Below are 17,554 nucleotides of genomic sequence, written 5' to 3'. Positions count from 1 at the left end.
ATCACCGCTGACGGTGCGCGGGGAGGTCAGGAGGCGACGGCGACGGGCTGCTCGAGGACCGAGGTCAGCAGCGCGTGCAGCTTCTCCAGCAGGGCGACGTCCCGCAGCGGCGTCCGCCGGTCCGGGCCCACCGGCACCTTGATCGACACGGTGCGCACCGCCTCCTTGTAGGTGGCCCCCTCGGCCAGGCGGGACAGCTTCATCACCTGGGACTCGCGCAGCTCCACCGGCCCGACCCGGACGTTGCGCCCCTGCATCGACACCTCGGTGACCCCGAGGTGGCGCATGGCCGCACGGAAGCGGGCCACCGCCAGCAGGTTGAGCACCGGGGCCGGGGCCGCGCCGTAGCGGTCGGTGAGCTCGTCGAGCACGGCCTGCGCCTGGTCGTCGTCCTGGACGCTCGCGACCTTGCGGTAGGCCTCCATCCGCAGCCGCTCGCCGGGCACGTAGTCGTGCGGCAGGTGCGCGTCGACCGGCAGGTCGACCCGGACCTCGGCCGGCTCCACGGCCGGGGACTCCCCGGTCGCCTGGGCCCGGTAGTCGCTGACCGCCTCGCCGACCAGCCGCACGTAGAGGTCGAAGCCCACCCCGGCGATGTGCCCGGACTGCTCCCCGCCGAGCAGGTTGCCCGAGCCGCGGATCTCCAGGTCCTTCATCGCCACCGCCATGCCGGCCCCGAGGTCCGTGTTGTGCGCGATGGTGGTCAGCCGGTCGACCGAGGTCTCGGTGAGCGGCCGGGACGGGTCGTAGGTGAAGTAGGCGTAGGCCCGCTCCCGGCCACGGCCGACCCGGCCGCGGATCTGGTGCAGCTGGGACAGGCCGAAGGTGTCGGCCCGGTCGACGATCAGGGTGTTGGCGTTGGGGATGTCCAGCCCGGACTCGACGATCGTGGTCGCGACCAGGACGTCGTACTCCTTCTCCCAGAAGCCGACCATGATCCGCTCGAGCTCGTGCTCCTTCATCTGGCCGTGGCCGACCGCCACCCGGGCCTCGGGCACCAGGTTGCGGATCTTCGCCGCCGCCTTGTCGATCGACTGCACCCGGTTGTGGATCACGAAGACCTGGCCGTCGCGGAGCAGCTCGCGGCGGATCGCCGCGGCCATCTGCTTGTCCTCCCAGGCGCCGACGTAGGTCAGCACCGGGTGCCGCTCCTCCGGCGGCGTGAGGATCGTGGACATCTCGCGGATGCCGGTGAGGCTCATCTCCAGGGTGCGCGGGATCGGGGTGGCCGACATCGACAGCACGTCGACCGCCGTCCGCACGCTCTTCAGGTACTCCTTGTGCTCGACGCCGAAGCGCTGCTCCTCGTCGACGATGACCAGCCCCAGGTCCTTGAACCGGGTGGTGGGCTGCAGCAGCCGGTGGGTGCCGACCAGGACGTCGATCTCGCCGTCGGCCAGCTTGCGCAGCACCTCGTCGGACTCGGTCTTCGACTGGAACCGGGACAGCACCGCCACGGTCACCGGGAACTGCGCGAACCGCTCGGAGAAGGTCTTGAAGTGCTGGTTGGCCAGCAGCGTCGTCGGCACCAGGATGCCGACCTGCTTGCCGTCCTGCACCGCCTTGAACGCCGCCCGCACCGCGATCTCGGTCTTCCCGTAGCCGACGTCGCCGCAGATGATCCGGTCCATCGGCACCGGCTGGGACATGTCCGCCTTGACCTCGTCGATCGCGGCCAGCTGGTCGGGCGTCTCCTGGAACGGGAAGGCGTCCTCCAGCTCGCGCTGCCAGACGGTGTCCGGCCCGAAGGCGTGGCCCTTGCTCGCCATCCGGGCCGAGTACAGCCGGATGAGCTCCGCGGCGATCTGCTTGACCGCCTTGCGGGCCTGGTTCTTCGTCTTCTGCCAGTCCGCGCCGCCGAGCTTGGACAGCGCGGGCGCCTCGCCGCCGACGTAGCGGGTCAGCTGGTCCAGGGAGTCGGTGGGCACGAACAGCCGGTCCGGCGGCTGGTTCCGCTTGCCCGGCGCGTACTCGACGATCAGGTAGTCACGCTGCCCGCCGTGCACGGTGCGGCTGACCATCTCCACGTAGCGGCCGACGCCGTGCTGCTCGTGCACCACCAGGTCGCCCGGCTGCAGCTGCACCAGGTCGACGGCGTTGCGCCGGCGGGCCGGCATCTTGGTGGCGTCCTTCATCGAGGTGCCGCGCTGGCCGGTGAGGTCGCCCTCGGTGACCAGCGCCAGGCCCACGGCCGGGAAGGTGAAGCCGGCCTCCAGGTTGCCCTGGGTGATCAGCGTCGGCCCCACGGCGGGCGCGGTCTCGATGCCGGGCACCAGCCGGGCGCCCAGGTCGGCCTCGGTGAGCTGGTCGGCCGCGCGCTGCGCCGGTCCGGGGCCGGCGAAGGTCAGCGCGACCCGCCAGCCGTCGCGGCCCCAGCTGCGCAGCTGGTCGAAGGCGCGCGCCTGGTCGCCGTGGAAGCGCTCGACCCCGGTGGCGTCCAGGGTGACGTGCTGCTCGTCGTCGTCGGGCTGGAGCGTGAAGGCGCCCGTCGTCCACCAGGGCAGGCCCCGGCCCCGGGCGGCGTCCTGCACGTCGGCGAGGTCGCGGAAGGAGGAGGCGCCCAGGTCGATCGGCGCCTGGCCGGCCTCGGCCGCGGTCTGCCAGGAGGCGGCGAGGAACTCCTCGGCGGTGCGCACCAGGTCCGCGGACCGGCTGCGCACCCGCTCGGGGTCGCAGACCAGCACGTGCGTGCCCGGGGCCACCAGGTCGGTCAGCAGCTGCATCTGGTGACCACCGATGAGCGCCGGGATCAGCGACTCCATGCCCTCCACGGCGATGCCCTCGGCCAGCTTGCCGGCCACCTCGGCCAGCTCCGGGTGGTCGACCCCCAGCTGGACGGCGCGGGCCCGGACGTCGGCGGTGAGCAGCAGCTCACGGCACGGCGGGGCCCACAGCCGGTCGGGCCGCTCGTCCAGCGAACGCTGGTCGGCGGCGGAGAAGTACCGCAGCTCGTCGACCTCGTCGCCCCAGAACTCGACCCGGACCGGGTGCGGCTCGGTGGGCGGGAAGACGTCGAGCAGGCCGCCGCGGACGGCGAACTCCCCGCGCTTCTCGACCAGCTCCACCCGGGTGTAGGCCGCCTCCGCCAGCGCCTGCGAGACCGCCTCGAGCTCGGCGCTCTGCCCCGGCGCCAGCTCCACCGGCACCAGGTCGCCCAGCCCGGGGGCCAGCGGCTGCAGCACGCTGCGCACCGGGGCGACCAGCACGTCGACCGTGCCGTTCTCCCCGGGGTGGGTCAGGTCGCGCAGCACGGCCAGCCGGCGGCCGACGGTGTCCGCGCGGGGGCTGAGCCGCTCGTGCGGCAGCGTCTCCCAGGCCGGGAACACCTCCACCCGCCGGTCGGGGAGGAAGCAGCGCAGCACCGCCGCCAGCGCGTCGGCGTCCCGCTCCCCCGCGGTGACCACCAGCACCGGCACGTCCGCGCCGGGCGCCCGGGCCGCCAGCGCGGCGGCCACCAGCGGCTGGACCGACGGCGGGGCGGTGACGGCCAGGTCGGCCGTGCCCGCCCTGCCCACCACCGAGGCAACGCCGGCGTCGGACAGGACGACGTCGAGCACGCCGCGCAAGCTCACGGGGGTCACTCCTGGTTCCGGGGGGCCGCACCCAGCGCGCCGGGTGCGCACGGGGGCCCTGCTCCCAGGTTAGTCCGCGTGCTCGGGGCGCCGCGCGTCCCGGGACGGGCGACCGGACACCGACGCCTCTCCCGGGCTCAGGAGCTGCGCATGCCGTTCCACGTGCGCACGTGGTGCCGGACCAGCTTGGCCAGCAGGTGCCCGCCGCGGTGCCCGGGCCCGATGTAGCAGCGCGGGATCGTGAACCTGTCCAGGGAGGAGTAGTCACCGATGACGCAGGCGTGGTCGTAGCCCGCCGCGCGAACGGCCTCCGCAGCGGCCGGACCCGCGCTGCCGTAGGGGTAGCAGAACCCGGTGACCTCGGCCTGGACCAGGTCTTCGAGCACCCGCTTGCTGCCCACGGTCTCCTCGTGGAGCGTGCGGGCGTCAGCAGTGCCGAGCCGGACGTGGCCGAGCGTGTGGCTGCCGATCTCGTGCCCGGCTGCGGCGACCGTGCGGACGTCGGCGGCATCCAGCAGCGGGAACTGCGGGCCGGTGTCCCAGTCGTTGGTGCCGCCCAGCCGACCGGCGACGACGTAGACGGTCCCGGCCACGTCGTGGCGCACGAGGACCGGCGCGGCGTGCTCGACGAAGTCCCGGTAGCCGTCGTCGAAGGTGAGGCCCACCAGCCCGGCGGACTCTCCCCCCGCGTGCGCCTCGACCAGGGTCGCGAGCGGCACCCCACGCAACCCGAGCCGGCGCAGCAGCCGCAGGTGCTGGTCCAGGTGGTCGGGGTGCACCCGCAGCCGGAACGGGTCGGGCTCGGTCGACGGGCTGATCGAGTGGTACATCAGCACGGGGGGCAGCGGGAGGCGCGCCGAGGCAGGCGGTGCGCCGGCGCGCAGGCGGTCGGCCGCGGTCATCGGCCGACGCCGACCCGGCGGACCGGCGACGTGTCGCGTTCCGCCTGCCGGCTCTGACCCTCGATCACAGACAGGGCGCGGCGGAGGATCGTGCTGGAGGTGTGCGCCGTGTAAGGGAAGTAGCGCACCTCCACACCGACCGCGGCGAAGTCCGACTCCAGCCGGCGTCCCTTCTCGGTGCCACGCCAGTCGTCGCCCTTGAAGATCACGTCGAAGCCGACCTCGCGCCAGGTGTCCAGCTTCTCGGGGAGCACCTCGGCGTGCACCCCGTCGACCATGCTCAGGTTGCGCACGATCTCCATGCGCTCGGTGAGCGGGACCACCGGGGCGCGGCCCTTGGTCAGCACCAGCATCTCGTCGGAGACGACGCCGGCGATGAGCCGGTCGCAGTGCGCCGCAGCGTGCTTGAGGATGTTGAGGTGCCCGATGTGGAAGAGGTCGTAGGCACCCGGTGCGTAGCCGATGACAGTCACTGTGTTCCCCCTAGGTGATGGCGAGGACGACGCTACGGCGCGGCGAGCGCGGAGAGTGACGATCGCCAGGGTGGTTCACCCGGTCGGGGAGCGAGCTTCCCCCGATCGCGCAGCGGCGTCCTGACGGTCTGCAGGACGCCCGGCCCACGGCCGTCGACCCGTCGCCGGGCACGGCTCCGACTCAGCCGCCGAAGGCCCTCACCAACCGGCCGATCGCCTCGTCGACCTCGGACATCGCCGTCTCGTAAGCCTTCCTGTCGCGCCCGTAGGGGTCGGCGATGTCGTCCTCCGGGTCGGCGGTGCGCCGACCCCGGAACCGCGGCGCCGCCCGGACGAGCGCCGTCCGCCGCTGCACGTCCGCACCGTCCAGCGCGGGGTCCAGGTCGACCACCGCCAGCTCCGCGAGCTCGACGAACTCACGCAGCGTGAAGGTGCGGCGTACCGCCGAGGGCTCCGCCGTGACCACCCGGGCCCGCTGATCGCGGGTCATGGTGAGCACCAGGTCCGACTGCCGGACCATCGAGGGGGTGAGCTGGCGGGCGCGGGAGCCGGGCAACGGGACGTCGAGCAGCTCGGCCATCGGCGCCGCCATCGGCTCCCCCACCCGGGCGTGCAGTCCCGCGCTGGAGGCGGCCACCCCCGGGGTGTCCCGCCAGGCAGCGGTGAGCAGCGCCTCCGCCGCCGGGGAACGGCAGATGTTGCCGGTGCAGACCACCAGCACGGCCCACGGCCGGGGCGGGGCGGTCATCGGGCGCTGCGGCTCGGCGCCCCGCGCGGCGCCGGCACCTCGTCGCGCGCCAGGACTCGGGTGGGCGGCGCGTGCCGGGCCGCGGCGGTCGGCGGGACGGCCCGGGGACGGCGCCGCCAGGGCCGCCGGCGGGCCTGGCCCGGCAGCCGATCGGTCCGGTAGTCGTAGGCGGAGTCCTCGCGGTCCACCATGTTCAGCACGATCCCGAGCTGGTGCGCACCGACCTGGGCCAGTCCGGTCAGTGCCTCTGCCAGCTGGTGTCGGCGCACCAGCCGGGCATTGGCGACCACGAGGGTGCCGTCGACCAGCCGCGACAGGATCGCCGCGTCTGCCACGGGCAGCAGCGGCGGTGTGTCGATGACGACGAAGTCCCAGGCCGCCCGCTGCTGGGTCAGGAACCGGCCCATCGCCGGGGAGCTGAGCAGCTCACCGGGGTTCGGCGGGCAGGCCCCGGAGGCCAGCACCTGCAGCCCCGAGCTGCCCCAGTCCTGGACGACGTCCGCCAGCTCGGCCCCGCCCCGCAGCACGGTGGTCAGGCCGGCTGCGCCTTCCAGGCCCAGCATGGCCGCCTGGGTCGGACGGCGGAGGTCGGCGTCGACGAGGAGCACCCGGGCCCCGCCTTCGGCGAGCGCCGCTGCGAGGTTGGCGGTCACGGTGGACTTGCCCTCGCCGGGCACCGAGGAGGTCACCGCGATCACCGAGAGCCGCCGGTCACCGGGCTCCCGCTCGGCGGACACCTCGAGGAAGCCCAGGTTGGTGCGCAGCTGCCGGTAGAACTCCGCCTGCGGGTCCAGCGGAGCGGCCTCGACGACGACCGGCCGACCGTCCCCGGCGCGACGCCGGCCGATCAGCCCGAGCACCGGCAGCGGGGTCACCCGGGCCAGCGCGGCGACGTCCCGCACCCGGTTGTCGAGCGTCTCACGGGCGAAGGCACAGCCGATGCCGAGCAGCAGTCCGACCAGCAGCCCGGCCACGAGGGTGAGGACCACCCGCGGGGTGGCTGCGGAGGCCGGGGCCTCGGCGGGCGTCACGGTCGTCGCCTCGATGTTCGGTTCGCCGTCCGCGCCGGTGGGGGCCAGCGCCTCCACCTGGCGGCCGAGGGACTCGGCGACGGCGTTGGCGATCCGCGCAGCGCCGGCCGCGGACCCGTCGGTCGCCGTGACCTCGACCAGCACCGTGTCGGTCGGGGCCTGCGCCGAGACGCGGGTCGCCAGGGCCGTGGCGGTGCTGCCCGGGTCCAGCTCGTCGACGACCGACTGCAGCACGGCCGGTGTCGTCGCGAGGGCGGCGAAGGAGGTGACCTGGTTCTGCGCATAGGTGGAGCCCTGCACCAGATCGCTGGCCGAGCCGCCGAAGTCCAGGGAGAAGAAGACGCTGGCGCTGGCCCGGTAGGTGGGCGCCGAGGTGGACACCAGAGCTGCCGCGACCAGGACCCCGGCGAGCGACAGTCCGACCACCCAGCGCCAGCGCCTGCGTGCGGTGTCGATGTTCGCGCGGAGCCCCATCGCCGTCCTCTCTCGGTGGTGTCCGGGCCGACCCGACGTCCGCACCCGGACGGCGATCGGTCCCGCCCCGAGGCAGCGGCGCCCCGTGCAGCCAGTCTCACCGACCTGTCGGCCTCCGGTGGCCGGCCGGCGGGTGCCCCCACCCGAACGGGTCACGGCTGCCCCCGATCTGCCCGCGCAGGGGCGGTCTCTGGCCGCTGAGCAGGCACGATGGGCGCAACCCGATCGAGGAGACCGCCCCGTGGACCCCAGCGACCACCTCGCTGCCGTGCTGCGGCGCTGGCACTGGGTGGCTGCCGCAGGACTGGTCGGCGCCCTGCTGTCCGTCGCCGTGGCGATGACCGCTGCCCCGCGGTTCGAGGCCCGGACGGTGCTCTTCGTGGGAGTGACCCGGGCCGTCGACAGCGGTGACCTCGCGACGGGCTCCCTGGTCCGCCAGGAGGTGCTGCCCTCCCTGGTCCAGCTCGCCGGCTCCGCCGTCGTCCTGCAGCCGGTGATCGCAGAGCTCGACCTGCCGACGACGCCGGGAGCGCTCGCCCGGGACGTCTCGGTGACCGTCCCCGAGGAGGCGGCGACCCTCACGGTCACGGTCTCCGCCGGCGACCCCGGGACCGCTCGCCGGGTCACCGCGGCCGTCGGGGCCTCACTCCAGGCGGCGGCGAGCGAGCTGACCGGCGGGAGCGGTCCCGCGGGCACGCTCTCCCTCACCACCGTCACGCCGGCCGTCGAGCCGCGGTTCGCCTCCTCCCCGGACACCAGGTACCGCGCCGCCCTCGGCCTGCTGGCCGGCAGCACGGCCGCCACCCTGGCCATCGGCCTCGGCTCGCTCGCCCGTCGCCCGGTCCGCGGACCGGGCGACCTGGGCCCGGTGCCCGTGCTGGGCCGGCTCGGTCACCGCAGGCGCCGTCCCTCCGCCGCGTCGGCGGCGCGGCGGCAGCGCGAGGTCGAGCGCCTCGGCTGGCTGGTGTCCGCCCCGCTGCCCCCCGGCGCCCGGTTGCTGGTCGCCGGCACCGCACGACCCGGTCCGGTGCACTCCGCTGCTCGAGGGCTGGTCGCTGAACTCGTGGCGGCAGGGGTGCCGGCCGTTGCCGCCGACGGTCCGGACGATCTGGCCGGGGCAACCGCGGCGGACGCCGTCGTCGTCCTGCTCGACGTCCGCCGGACCTCCCGCGACCGGTTCGACGAGGTCGCCGACCGGGTCGACCGCTCCCCGGCCCGGCTGCTCGGCGTCGTCCTCGACGAGCTGCCCGGCCGCACACCCGGGCACCTCGGCCGGCTCTGGGACGTGCTGCGCCCCGGGCCGGTCTGGCGCGCCGGTGGCGGCGGGCCGTCGACCGGGACGGCGTTCGCCCGGGCGACCGCCGTGGGCGCGCTGGCGCTGTGCGGACTCGATCCCGCGCTGCCCACCGGGATCACGATGAGCTTCCTGGTCACCCTGCTGCTGCTGCCGGTCTGGCTCCCGGCGCTGCGGCAGTACCGGGGAGCCACCGCGCTGGGCGGGCTCACGCTGGTCGCCGTTGCCTCCGGTGCCCTGCTGGCCGCCCGGTCGTCCCTCGACCACGCGATCGACGGCCGCGAGGCGCTGATCAGCTCGACGATGGTCCTCGGCGCCGCCGGCACGATCGGCCTCGTCGCCTGGGCCCGGACGGTCCTCCCACTGCCCTGGCTGGGCGTCGCGTTCGGCAGCGGCATGCTCGCCTCCGGGCTCGCCCGCGCGGCCGAGTCCCCCAACGCCTGGAAGTTCGAGCTCGCCCTCCCGCTGACCATCCTGGTGCTCTCCCTGGCCCTCGCCTCCGGGCGGCACGCACTCGGCCTGGCCGGGCTCATCGTGCTGGCCGCTGTCGACATCACCCACGACGCCCGCAGCGCCTTCGCCTTCTGCGCGGCCGCGATGGCGCTGGTGGCCTGGCAGCTGCACACCGACCGGCCGCCGGGCGCACCCGGACGCGCGGGCCGTCCGGTGCTCACCGCAGTCGCGCTGACCGTCCTGGGCGTGGGCGGCTACCAGGTGGCCACGCGGCTGCTCACCTCGGGCGCGCTCGGCGCCGAGGTGCAGGCCCGCTCGGTCACCCAGGTGCAGGAGAGCGGCTCGCTGCTGATCGGTGGGCGACCGGAGTGGACCGGCACCTGGGCGCTGATGCGCGACGAGCCGCTCGGCTTCGGGCTGGGCGTCGTCCCGACCGGCGGGGACGTGCTCACCGTCAAGGAGGGGTTCGCCGTGGCGCACGTCCCCAGCGCCGACAACTACATCGAGAACTACCTCCTGGCCGGCCGATTCGAGCTGCACTCCATCCTCGCCGACCTGTGGACCAACCTCGGCGTCCCCGGCCTCCTCCTCGGGCTCGCCCTGGGGGTCGCGGTCGTCGCCGGCCTCACCGTCGCCCTCAGCCGCCGCCGGGCACCGGCGCTGCTGTGCTTCCTGGCCCTGCTCAGCCTGTGGGACCTGGCCTTCGGCCCGCTCCCCTCCAACATCCCCGAGGTGGCACTGACCGTGGGACTCCTCCTCCTGCCCGCCGTCGACCGCGCCCGGCCGCCGTCCCGTGGACCGGCCGGTGCCGCCGCCACGCCGCGGCCCGTCCTCGCGGCGGCACGCGCGTGACCAGCACCGGGCGACTCGTGGTCGCCTTCCCCGAGGGCCGCGGTGTCGCCCGCTGGGCGGAGCGGGACCGGGAGAGCCCCGTCCCCGGCGACTGGCCCTACGGGCTGGAGCACCTGCGCAGCGGCGACCGGGACGCCGAGGCGCTCGACCTGCCCGGACCCTCCCGCTGGCAGCGCGGGCTGCTCCGGCTGGGCCTGCCGGCGACCCGTCGCCGGGGGGCCGCCGACGTGGCCCTGAGCTGGGACGAGGTGACCGCCGCGCACCTGCTGGCCGGGCGCCCCGGCCGCCGGCTGTTCAGCGGGGTCATCTGGGCCACCGACCAGCTCGCGTGCGACCCGGCCTCCGCCGTCCTGGCCCGGCAGCGCCGGGTGCTGCGCGCGCTGAACGGGCTCTGGTGCCTCAGCCGCCCGCAGGTCGACGCGGTGCGCGACTGGATCGGAGCCGACGGCCCACCGGTGCACTTCCTCCCGTTCGGGATCGACGAGCAGTTCTACCGCTCGGACGCCCCGCCTCCCGCCGTGCCCCGCGTGGTCAGCGTGGGCGGTGACCGGGACCGGGACCCGGCCACCCTGTTCGCCGCGCTGGAGCTCGTCCGTCGCAGCCGGCCGGACGTGGAGTGCATCGTGCAGTCCCGCAGCACGCTGACCCCGCCGGCCGGCGTCCGGAAGGTCGACTTCATCCCGCACGCCCAGGCCCGCGACCTGTACGCCTCGGCCAGCCTGGTCGCCGTGGCCACGCGACCCAACCTGCACGCGTCGGGCATGACCGTCGCCCTGGAGGGGATGTCGGTCGGCCGCCCGGTCGTCGCCTGCGCCACGCCGGGGATGGCGGACTACGTACGTGACGGCGTGACCGGCCTCCTGGTGCCGCCGCAGCGCCCCGAGCAGATGGCCGCTGCCGTGCTCGAACTGCTGGAAGACCGGGAGCGGGCCGCCGAGATGGGTCGGGCGGCGCGCCGGCACGTGCTGGCCGGGTTCACCACCACGACGATGTGCCGCCACCTCACCGACCTGGTGGGCTGATCCGTGCCCCGACCCACCGGACACCCGCACGGTCGGGCCGGTCGCTCAGTCGCCGGTGAGCCAGCGGTCGGCGGCGAGCCGGCCGTCCACGGCCGGCAGGTCGGCCAGCACGGAGGCCGTGGAGCGCCTGGTCACCAGCGCCCCGGCGACCGCCGCAGCGACCTCGGCGGGCGAGGCCCCGGGGGGCAGCACGGTGTGCCCGTGTTCGGACAGCCAGTTGCGCAGACCGGTCTCCTCGGTGGCGACCACGGCGACCCCGTGGGCCAGGGCCTCCACCAGCGGCAGGCCCACCTGCTCACGCCAGGTCGGCCGCGGCTGGGAGAGCAGCACCAGCACCGCCGCCCGGCGCAGGACGGCGTGCACCTCGGGACGCGGTGGGTCCACGACCAGCCGGACCCGGTCGTCGGCTCCCGCCAGCTCCCGGACCGCCGGCTCCAGCGGGCCCTTGCCGACGACGGTGAGCCGCGCCGATGGGTGCGCGCGGAGGACGTGCGGCCAGGCCGCCAGCAGCAGCGGTACGCCCTTGCGCTCGTCGAGGGCACCGAGGAACAGCACCCCGTCGGGCTCCCGGTCCGCCGCGGTGCAGCCGCACGGCGCCGGGAGCGCCGGCACGAGCCGCGTCGTCGTGCCGGCCAGCCGGTGCCCCAGGACGGACTCGTACAGCGTCTGCGCGTCGGCGGTGCCGAAGGCCAGCCGGTCCAGTCGACCGGCCACGAACCGGGACGCGCGCACCTCCGCCGAGCGCCGCACCCGGCTGCGCAGCCGTCCGCCAGGGGGCGGGCCGGTGAAGGGATCCCGGTTCTCGATCGCGTAGCTGACCACCCGCACCGGTCGACGTCGCACCGCCGCCGCCGCACGCACCGTGAGGACCGCCAGCGCCGAGCGAGCCAGCCCCGACTGCATGAGCGGCTCGTTGACCTCGAGGACCGACACCCGCGAGCGCGCCAGCGTGACCGCCATGGACAGCGCGCCACCGGGCACCAGGTCGAGGCCCTGCGCAAGCGCGGCGTCGAAGTCGTAGCGACGGGTGCGGAACACGATGGTCGCCGGCACCTGTTCGTGCGCCCGTTCCAGGTGCGCCGTCCGGATGCTGTCGTACAGCCGGACGCAGTCGTACCGGGCCCGTCTCACGATCCGGGACACTATCGCCCTGGGCTGCACCCGCTCGGGCAGCCCAGCAGACAAGAGGAGCCCCACGCGTGACCCGTCCCCTGGTCGTGCTGCAGTCCTTCCCGACCCCACGGCCGACGACCAACCCGTACCTGGTCCTCCTCGCCGCCAGCATCACCGCCCAGCCCGGCGCCCGGCTGCGCACCTTCAGCTGGCGACGTGCGCTCCTGTCCCGGTACGACGTCTTCCACGTGCACTGGCCCGAGATCCTGGTGTCGGGCCACTCACCACTGAAGAAGGCCGTGCGCCAACTGCTGTTCGTGCTCCTGCTCCTGCGGCTGCGACTGCTCCGCACCCCGCTGGTCCGCACCCTGCACAACCTCCACCTGCCGGAGGGGATCTCGCGTCGGGAGGTGGTGCTGCTGCGGCTGGCCGAGTGCTGGACGACGCTGTGGATCAAGCTCAACGCGACCACGCCGGCCCCCCCGGGGGCCAGTTCGGTCACCATCGTCCACGGCCACTACCGGGACTGGTTCCTCCGCCACCCGGAGCCGGCGCCGGAGCCCGGCCACCTCGCCTTCGTCGGCCTGGTGCGCCGCTACAAGGGCGTCACCGGCCTGCTCGACGCGTTCGTGGAGACCGCCACCGGGCAACCGGGGTGGACGCTGCGGGTGGCCGGCCGGCCCTCGTCCGACGAGCTGGCCGACGAGCTGCACGAGGCTGCGGCCGCCGATCCCCGGGTCTCGCTCCACCTGGAGTTCCTCGACGACGCGGAGCTGGTCCGGGAGATCGGCCGGGCCGAGCTCGTCGTGCTGCCCTATCGGGAGATGCACAACTCCGGTGGTGCGCTGGCCGCCCTCTCCCTCGACCGCCCGGTCCTGGTCCCGGACAACGAGGTCAACCGCCTGCTCGCCGATGAGGTCGGCCCCGGCTGGGTGTTCCGCTACGACGGTCCGCTGACCGGGGAGGACCTGGTCGCCGCCGTCACCGCCCGGCGGGCAGGTGGTGCAGCAGCGCGCCCCGACCTCGGCGCGCGGGAGTGGTCGGCCGCCGGCCGTGCCCACCTGGACGCCTACCGCACCGCCCGGGCCGCCCGGTCCCGCCGCTGAACAGCGGTCAGACCGGCCGCGGCCGGCCGTACTCCTGGTAGACGTGCCCGGCCGCCCCGGCCACCATCCCGGCGCCGCGGGCCGCGGTGCGCAGGCCGCGGGCGCGGTGCCGGACCGATCCGGTCACCGCACCCAGCGCCCACCGGCCCAGGCCGGCCGTCAGCCGCGGCAGGCCCCGGACGGTGCAGCTCAGTCGGACCCGCAGCCGAGCGGCCGCGGACCCGGCCAGCGCCAGGTGCACCCGGCTGACCGAGTTGCCGGAGCTGAACGCCCGGCGCAGCACCCAGCTGCGGGTGGCCCGGTCCCCCGGGACGACGTCGGTCACCACGGCCTCGTCGCACCAGACCATGGCCAGGCCACGCTGGGCGATGCCGCGGGTGAAGAGCGTGTCCTCTCCGCCGCTGGCGCCGAAGGCCACGCCGAACCGCAGACCCGTGGGTCGGAGCTGCCGGAGGTCGAGCAGCAGGTTGTTGGTGGCCGCCACGTCGATCGGGGTCCCGGTCGGGAGGCGCCGGCGGACGAAGAAGCCGCCCTCGACGAGCCAGGGGTCCACCGGCCCGCTGAAGTCCGACACCACTGCGCCGGCGACCGCGGCAGCCCCGGTGCGCCGGTGCGTGCGCAGCAGCTGGTCCAGCCAGTCGTCCCGCGGGCGTTCGTCGTCGTCGATGAAGACCAGCACGTCCTGGTCGTGCGCCTCGGCCAGCACCCGGTTCCGGGCGGCGGCGATGCCGGGCTCGGGCTCGAGCACGTAGCGCACCACGGGGCAGCCGGCCGCGGCGACCACCGCACGCCCACTGCCCGCGGGGTCGTTGTCGACGACGAGGACCTCGGCCCGGTGGCCCGTCGCCGCGGCCCGGGCGGCCTGCTCGGCGAGCATCGGGAGCAGCGCGGCCAGGTCGGCCGGCCGACGGAACGTCAGCACCCCGATGGTGACGGTGCGCGGAGCCGCCGTGCTCATCGCCGGCGCCCGGCCTGCCCGAGCTGGGCTGCGATCTGGCGGCGGTAGCGCTCGGGGGCGAAGCGCAGTCGGGCAGCGGCGGAGTCGGCGACCGCGCGGCCGGCCCACCCGTCCCACTCCGCGACCACGCCCTGCACCGCGTCGGCCAGTGCGGCCGGGTCGTCGGGCGTCACGACCTGCACCGAGGTGAAGCCGGCGACGGCTTCCCGGAGGCCGTCCTGCGCGCTGACGACCAGCGGACGCGCGGCGAGCACGGCCTCCGCGGCCGTGTTGCCGAAGGACTCGTCGAGCACCGAGGGCACGAGCACGACGTCGGCAGCGGCGAGCTGGGGCCAGACGTCGGCGGCGAAGCCCCGGAGGTGCACCCGGTCGCCGAGCCCGGTCCGCTCGACCGTGGCGCGGAGCTCCTCCTCGAACCACTCGTAGCCGGGGAACACGGAGCCGACCAGGTCCAGGCAGGCGTCCACGCCTCTGGCCCGCAGCAGTTCCACGGCCGCGACCGCCACTTGAGGTCCCTTGCGCGGTGACAGCCGGCCGATGAACAGCAGGCGCACCGGGCCGACCAGGGTGGTCCGCGGCGGCGATGGCTCAGCCGGCCCGGGGACGCCGTTGTGCACGACGACCGCGCGGCCCCGCACCCACGGCACGACCTCCTCCAGCACCCGCCGGGTCACGTCGCTGTTGACCACGACCTGATCGGCGAACGTCACCGGCAGGCTCAGCAACCGCCGCAGCGGCGACGGCACCGAACGCTCGGCCTCGTGCACGTGACAGGTCACCCGACGGCGCAGCAGCCGGGCAAGGACGATCCAGGAGGGCAGGGTCAGCGTGTTGACGTAGACCCGGTCCGCAGCCCGGATCAGCCGCACCGCCGGCCACAGCCCGGCCACGGCGTCCCGACCGAGCCGCCAGGCGCCTGCCGGTCGCAGGGCGTCCTTGCGCAGCACCGGTATCCGACAGGTCACCACCTGGGCGCCCCGGTCGGTGAGCTGCCGGACCAGCGGACCGTCGCCGGGCACGACCACGGTCACCGCCCGGCCGACCGCCAGCAGGCCGATCACCGACTCCAGGAGGACGCGGTCTGCCCCGTAGAGCTCCGCTCCCGGGGTCACCACCAGGACCGGCAGCCGGCGGGCGCGACGCGCGGCCGGGGCCGGCCCGAGGAGGGCCACGGCAGCCAGGCCCACCCCGGCCAGCGCCCCGCGCAGCGCTGCCGTCGCCGGCCGCGGGGACTCGACCAGCTGGCGCCGGCCGCCGCGCAGCAGAATCTCCCAGCTGACCCGCGGTGTCGCCAGCAGCCAGCGGAGCACGGCGGCGCGACCGAGGTTGCGCACCGCGAACAGCAACCGGTTCCGGCAGTTCCAGCGGTAGTAGGCCGGCGACTTCCCCCGCCCTCGCTGTCCGTCCTGCGTGCCGCCCTCATCGTGCACGGCCACCAGGTCCTCCCGGAGCACCAGCGAAGCGCCCGCCTCCAGGCAGCGGTGGCTGAGGTCGACGTCCTCCCAGTACAGGAAGTAGCCCTCGGCGAAGCCCCCCACCCGCTCGAACAGGTCTGCGTGCACGATCAGGCAGGCGGCCGTGAGCCAGGGACGCGCACCGGGCACCGGCGGGGCATCGGGCTGCCAGTCCACCCCGCGGGCGGCGCCCCGGATGCGGCCATCGGCCTCGTGCCACCACGAACCGCGGAACACCACCGCGCCGGTCGAGTCCTGGAGCCGCGGGCTGATCAGGGCCATCGGCTCACGGAGACTGTGCACCCGGAGTTCCTCCAGCACCGGCAGTGTGACCACGGCATCGGGGTTGAGGAAGAGGAAGGTGCTGCAGCCCAGTCGGCGTGCCGCTGCGGCGCCGGCGTTGCACGCCGGACCGAAGCCGCGGTTGTCCGGCAGCGCGACCAGCTCCCACCCGTGCCGGGTGGTGAGCGCCAGCACGGCCTCGGCCTCAGCGGCCGAGGAGTGGTTGTCCACGATGACGACGCGGACCGGCCGACCGGTCAGGTCCAGGGCACCCAGGTTGGCGTCGATGAGGGCGGCCGAGGCGTAGTTCACGACGACGACGCCCAGCACGCCGGCCGCACCCGGGGAGCCGGTCATCGGGCGCCCGCCACGTACGGCGCGGGCTCCGCCTGGGCAGCGGCCAGCCGACGGCGGACGTACACCAGCGTGCCCAGCACCTGGAACAGCAGCACGCCGACGACCGACCCGACCACCGGCCCGACCGCCCCCCACCAGGAGGCGAAGACCCAGGACAGCCCGAGGTTCACCGGGAGCATCGCGACGATCATGTAGGCCTGGTAGCGCAGACCCGGCGCGTCGGTCAGGAACATGCCCATCGGGTACTTGACGGCCTGCAGCACCATCAGCACGCCGAAGGCGATCACCAGCGCCGGCCCCAGGGTGATCACCCCGCCGGAGGCCAGGTCGGCGAGCCACGGCGAGGCCACCGCCACGACCAGGGTCATGACTGCCGCCAGGGCGCCGAAGGCGGCGGCCATCGGCAACGGGGAGCTCTCCGCCCCGCGAGCGCGCGCCCGCGCGAAGACCGGCCAGAGCGTGAAGCCGGCCGCGTTCACGACCGCCCAGATCGGCGTGAACATCTGCGATGCGAGGTTGTACTCCCCCAGCTCACCCGGACCGACGAGGTGGCTCAGCACGAGCCGGTCGGTCTGCATCGCCAGCGGCAGGGCGATCATCTGGACCAGCATCGGCCAGGCGAAGTCGAAGACCCGGGCACCACGGACAGAGCGCAGCCGGAACACGTCGCGCAGGGCGCGGCCCAACGTCGGCCGCAGCTGCCTCGCCGCGATGACCGTGCAGACCACGGACAGGGCGAGGGTGACGGCGAACGGCACCGCGGCGATCAGCGAGCCGCCCGGCACCCCGGTGGCGAGGAAGAGGACCAGCGTCCCGAGCACCAGGGGGGTCTGCAGGCCGAGGACGGCGATCGCCACGTGGTTGCGGCCGAGCCCGGCCAGCACCCGCTGGCCGATGCCCACGGGCAGTCCCACGGCGATCAGCACGACGCAGGCCATGGCCACCAGCGGACCCGAGCCCGGCAGCAGCCCCGAGCCGAGCAGGACCGGCCAGAGGCCCGCCGCGGTGATGCCGACCGCCACGGCGGTGAGCACCGCGGCCGAGCAGAGCAGGATGCGGACGGCGGTGACCACGACCCGCCGGAGGTGGTCGTCGGCGCGGACGTCGGGGGACGCGGCGACGGCGTTGACCACAGCGGCGGCCATGCCGAGGTCGGCGAAGGGCAGCAGGGTGCCGATGCCTACCAGCAGGCCGTACTGGGCGAAGGCCGCCAAGCCGTAGTTGTCGATGACCAGCCGGGTCACCAGGATGCCGAGCACCGCCGAGACCGGCAGCACCAGCATCCGCACGCCGCCGCTGCGGAAGACCCCGCGCCAGACCGCCCGGGTGTTCTGCTCCGCCGAGGGCGCCCGTTCCGCTGTTCGTGGCGTCGGTGCGGCGACCGCGCTCACGCCGGTCCTCGCCCTCGGTGGCCCGCCGTGCCTGCCGGCCACGACGCGTCTCCGGACGGCGGGGAGGCATGG

The 17,554-nt window shown here is 75.0% G+C and carries 12 protein-coding genes; 3 read left to right on the top strand and 9 right to left on the bottom strand.

Going from position 1 to position 17,554, the window contains the following annotated elements; all coding sequences use genetic code 11:
• Positions 1 to 26: 26 nt before the first annotated feature.
• From mfd to IN07_RS22690, 5 genes are all read right to left on the bottom strand, one after another.
• Positions 27 to 3,572, bottom strand: a complete 3,546-nt coding sequence (mfd, locus tag IN07_RS22710; protein WP_081975639.1) for a transcription-repair coupling factor — start codon at positions 3,570 to 3,572, stop codon at positions 27 to 29.
• Between the two features lie 137 nt (positions 3,573 to 3,709).
• Complete coding sequence (locus IN07_RS22705) at positions 3,710 to 4,474, bottom strand: polysaccharide deacetylase family protein (protein WP_052091660.1); 765 nt, start codon at positions 4,472 to 4,474, stop codon at positions 3,710 to 3,712.
• Positions 4,471 to 4,947, bottom strand: a complete 477-nt coding sequence (locus IN07_RS22700) for an adenylyltransferase/cytidyltransferase family protein (RefSeq protein ID WP_036341044.1) — start codon at positions 4,945 to 4,947, stop codon at positions 4,471 to 4,473. The genes IN07_RS22705 and IN07_RS22700 overlap by 4 nt, the downstream gene beginning before the upstream one ends.
• Before the next feature lie 181 nt (positions 4,948 to 5,128).
• Positions 5,129 to 5,695 (bottom strand): arsenate reductase/protein-tyrosine-phosphatase family protein, encoded by a 567-nt coding sequence (locus IN07_RS22695; protein WP_036341041.1) that lies wholly within the window; start codon positions 5,693 to 5,695, stop codon positions 5,129 to 5,131.
• Positions 5,692 to 7,200 carry a polysaccharide biosynthesis tyrosine autokinase gene (locus IN07_RS22690; RefSeq protein ID WP_052091659.1) on the bottom strand — a complete coding sequence of 503 codons (1,509 nt, stop codon included), beginning with the start codon at positions 7,198 to 7,200 and terminating at the stop codon, positions 5,692 to 5,694. Before IN07_RS22690 ends, IN07_RS22695 begins: the two co-directional genes overlap by 4 nt.
• A gap of 241 nt (positions 7,201 to 7,441) precedes the next feature.
• Here IN07_RS22690 and IN07_RS24305 point away from each other — a divergent pair, with 241 nt between their 5' ends.
• Together IN07_RS24305 and IN07_RS22680 are read left to right on the top strand one after the other, a co-directional pair.
• A complete protein-coding gene (locus tag IN07_RS24305) occupies positions 7,442 to 9,799 on the top strand; it encodes a YveK family protein (protein WP_052091658.1) in 2,358 nt (785 codons plus the stop codon).
• Positions 9,796 to 10,821, top strand: a complete 1,026-nt coding sequence (locus IN07_RS22680) for a glycosyltransferase family 4 protein (RefSeq protein ID WP_036341038.1) — start codon at positions 9,796 to 9,798, stop codon at positions 10,819 to 10,821. Before IN07_RS24305 ends, IN07_RS22680 begins: the two co-directional genes overlap by 4 nt.
• Before the next feature lie 45 nt (positions 10,822 to 10,866).
• Here IN07_RS22680 and IN07_RS22675 read toward each other — a convergent pair whose 3' ends face one another.
• Positions 10,867 to 11,952 carry a glycosyltransferase family 4 protein gene (locus IN07_RS22675; protein ID WP_197058611.1) on the bottom strand — a complete coding sequence of 362 codons (1,086 nt, stop codon included), beginning with the start codon at positions 11,950 to 11,952 and terminating at the stop codon, positions 10,867 to 10,869.
• Between the two features lie 68 nt (positions 11,953 to 12,020).
• Between IN07_RS22675 and IN07_RS22670 the strand changes: the two genes are divergently transcribed.
• Positions 12,021 to 13,040: a glycosyltransferase gene (locus IN07_RS22670; RefSeq protein WP_036341035.1), complete on the top strand. Its 1,020-nt coding sequence runs from the start codon at positions 12,021 to 12,023 to the stop codon at positions 13,038 to 13,040.
• Positions 13,041 to 13,047: 7 nt separating this feature from the next.
• On the opposite strand, the gene IN07_RS22665 is transcribed toward IN07_RS22670, so the two are convergent.
• The 3 genes from IN07_RS22665 to IN07_RS22655 are packed head-to-tail and all read right to left on the bottom strand — an operon-like array spanning position 13,048 to position 17,482.
• Positions 13,048 to 13,998: a glycosyltransferase family 2 protein gene (locus IN07_RS22665; RefSeq protein WP_036341032.1), complete on the bottom strand. Its 951-nt coding sequence runs from the start codon at positions 13,996 to 13,998 to the stop codon at positions 13,048 to 13,050.
• The gene (locus IN07_RS25515; RefSeq protein WP_156119349.1) at positions 13,995 to 16,091 is read right to left on the bottom strand and encodes a glycosyltransferase; all 2,097 of its coding nucleotides are present in this window, start codon (positions 16,089 to 16,091) and stop codon (positions 13,995 to 13,997) included. The genes IN07_RS22665 and IN07_RS25515 overlap by 4 nt, the downstream gene beginning before the upstream one ends.
• Positions 16,088 to 17,482: an oligosaccharide flippase family protein gene (locus IN07_RS22655; RefSeq protein ID WP_052091657.1), complete on the bottom strand. Its 1,395-nt coding sequence runs from the start codon at positions 17,480 to 17,482 to the stop codon at positions 16,088 to 16,090. Before IN07_RS22655 ends, IN07_RS25515 begins: the two co-directional genes overlap by 4 nt.
• Positions 17,483 to 17,554 lie beyond the last annotated feature (72 nt).

Origin of the sequence: Modestobacter caceresii, assembly GCF_000761485.1 — a bacterium.
Lineage (GTDB): Bacteria > Actinomycetota > Actinomycetes > Mycobacteriales > Geodermatophilaceae > Modestobacter > Modestobacter caceresii.
The sequence above is the reverse complement of the archived record's forward strand: the minus strand, read 5'-3'. Positions and strand labels throughout refer to the sequence as shown.

What these genes read in the sequence shown, in the direction of transcription:
- IN07_RS22705 (WP_052091660.1), bottom strand. Translation starts at nt 4,474, where the DNA reads ATGACCGCGGCCGACCGCCTGCGCGCCGGCGCACCGCCTGCCTCGGCG.
- IN07_RS22695 (WP_036341041.1), bottom strand. Translation starts at nt 5,695, where the DNA reads ATGACCGCCCCGCCCCGGCCGTGGGCCGTGCTGGTGGTCTGCACCGGC.
- IN07_RS22690 (WP_052091659.1), bottom strand. Translation starts at nt 7,200, where the DNA reads ATGGGGCTCCGCGCGAACATCGACACCGCACGCAGGCGCTGGCGCTGG.
- IN07_RS22665 (WP_036341032.1), bottom strand. Translation starts at nt 13,998, where the DNA reads ATGAGCACGGCGGCTCCGCGCACCGTCACCATCGGGGTGCTGACGTTC.
- IN07_RS25515 (WP_156119349.1), bottom strand. Translation starts at nt 16,091, where the DNA reads ATGACCGGCTCCCCGGGTGCGGCCGGCGTGCTGGGCGTCGTCGTCGTG.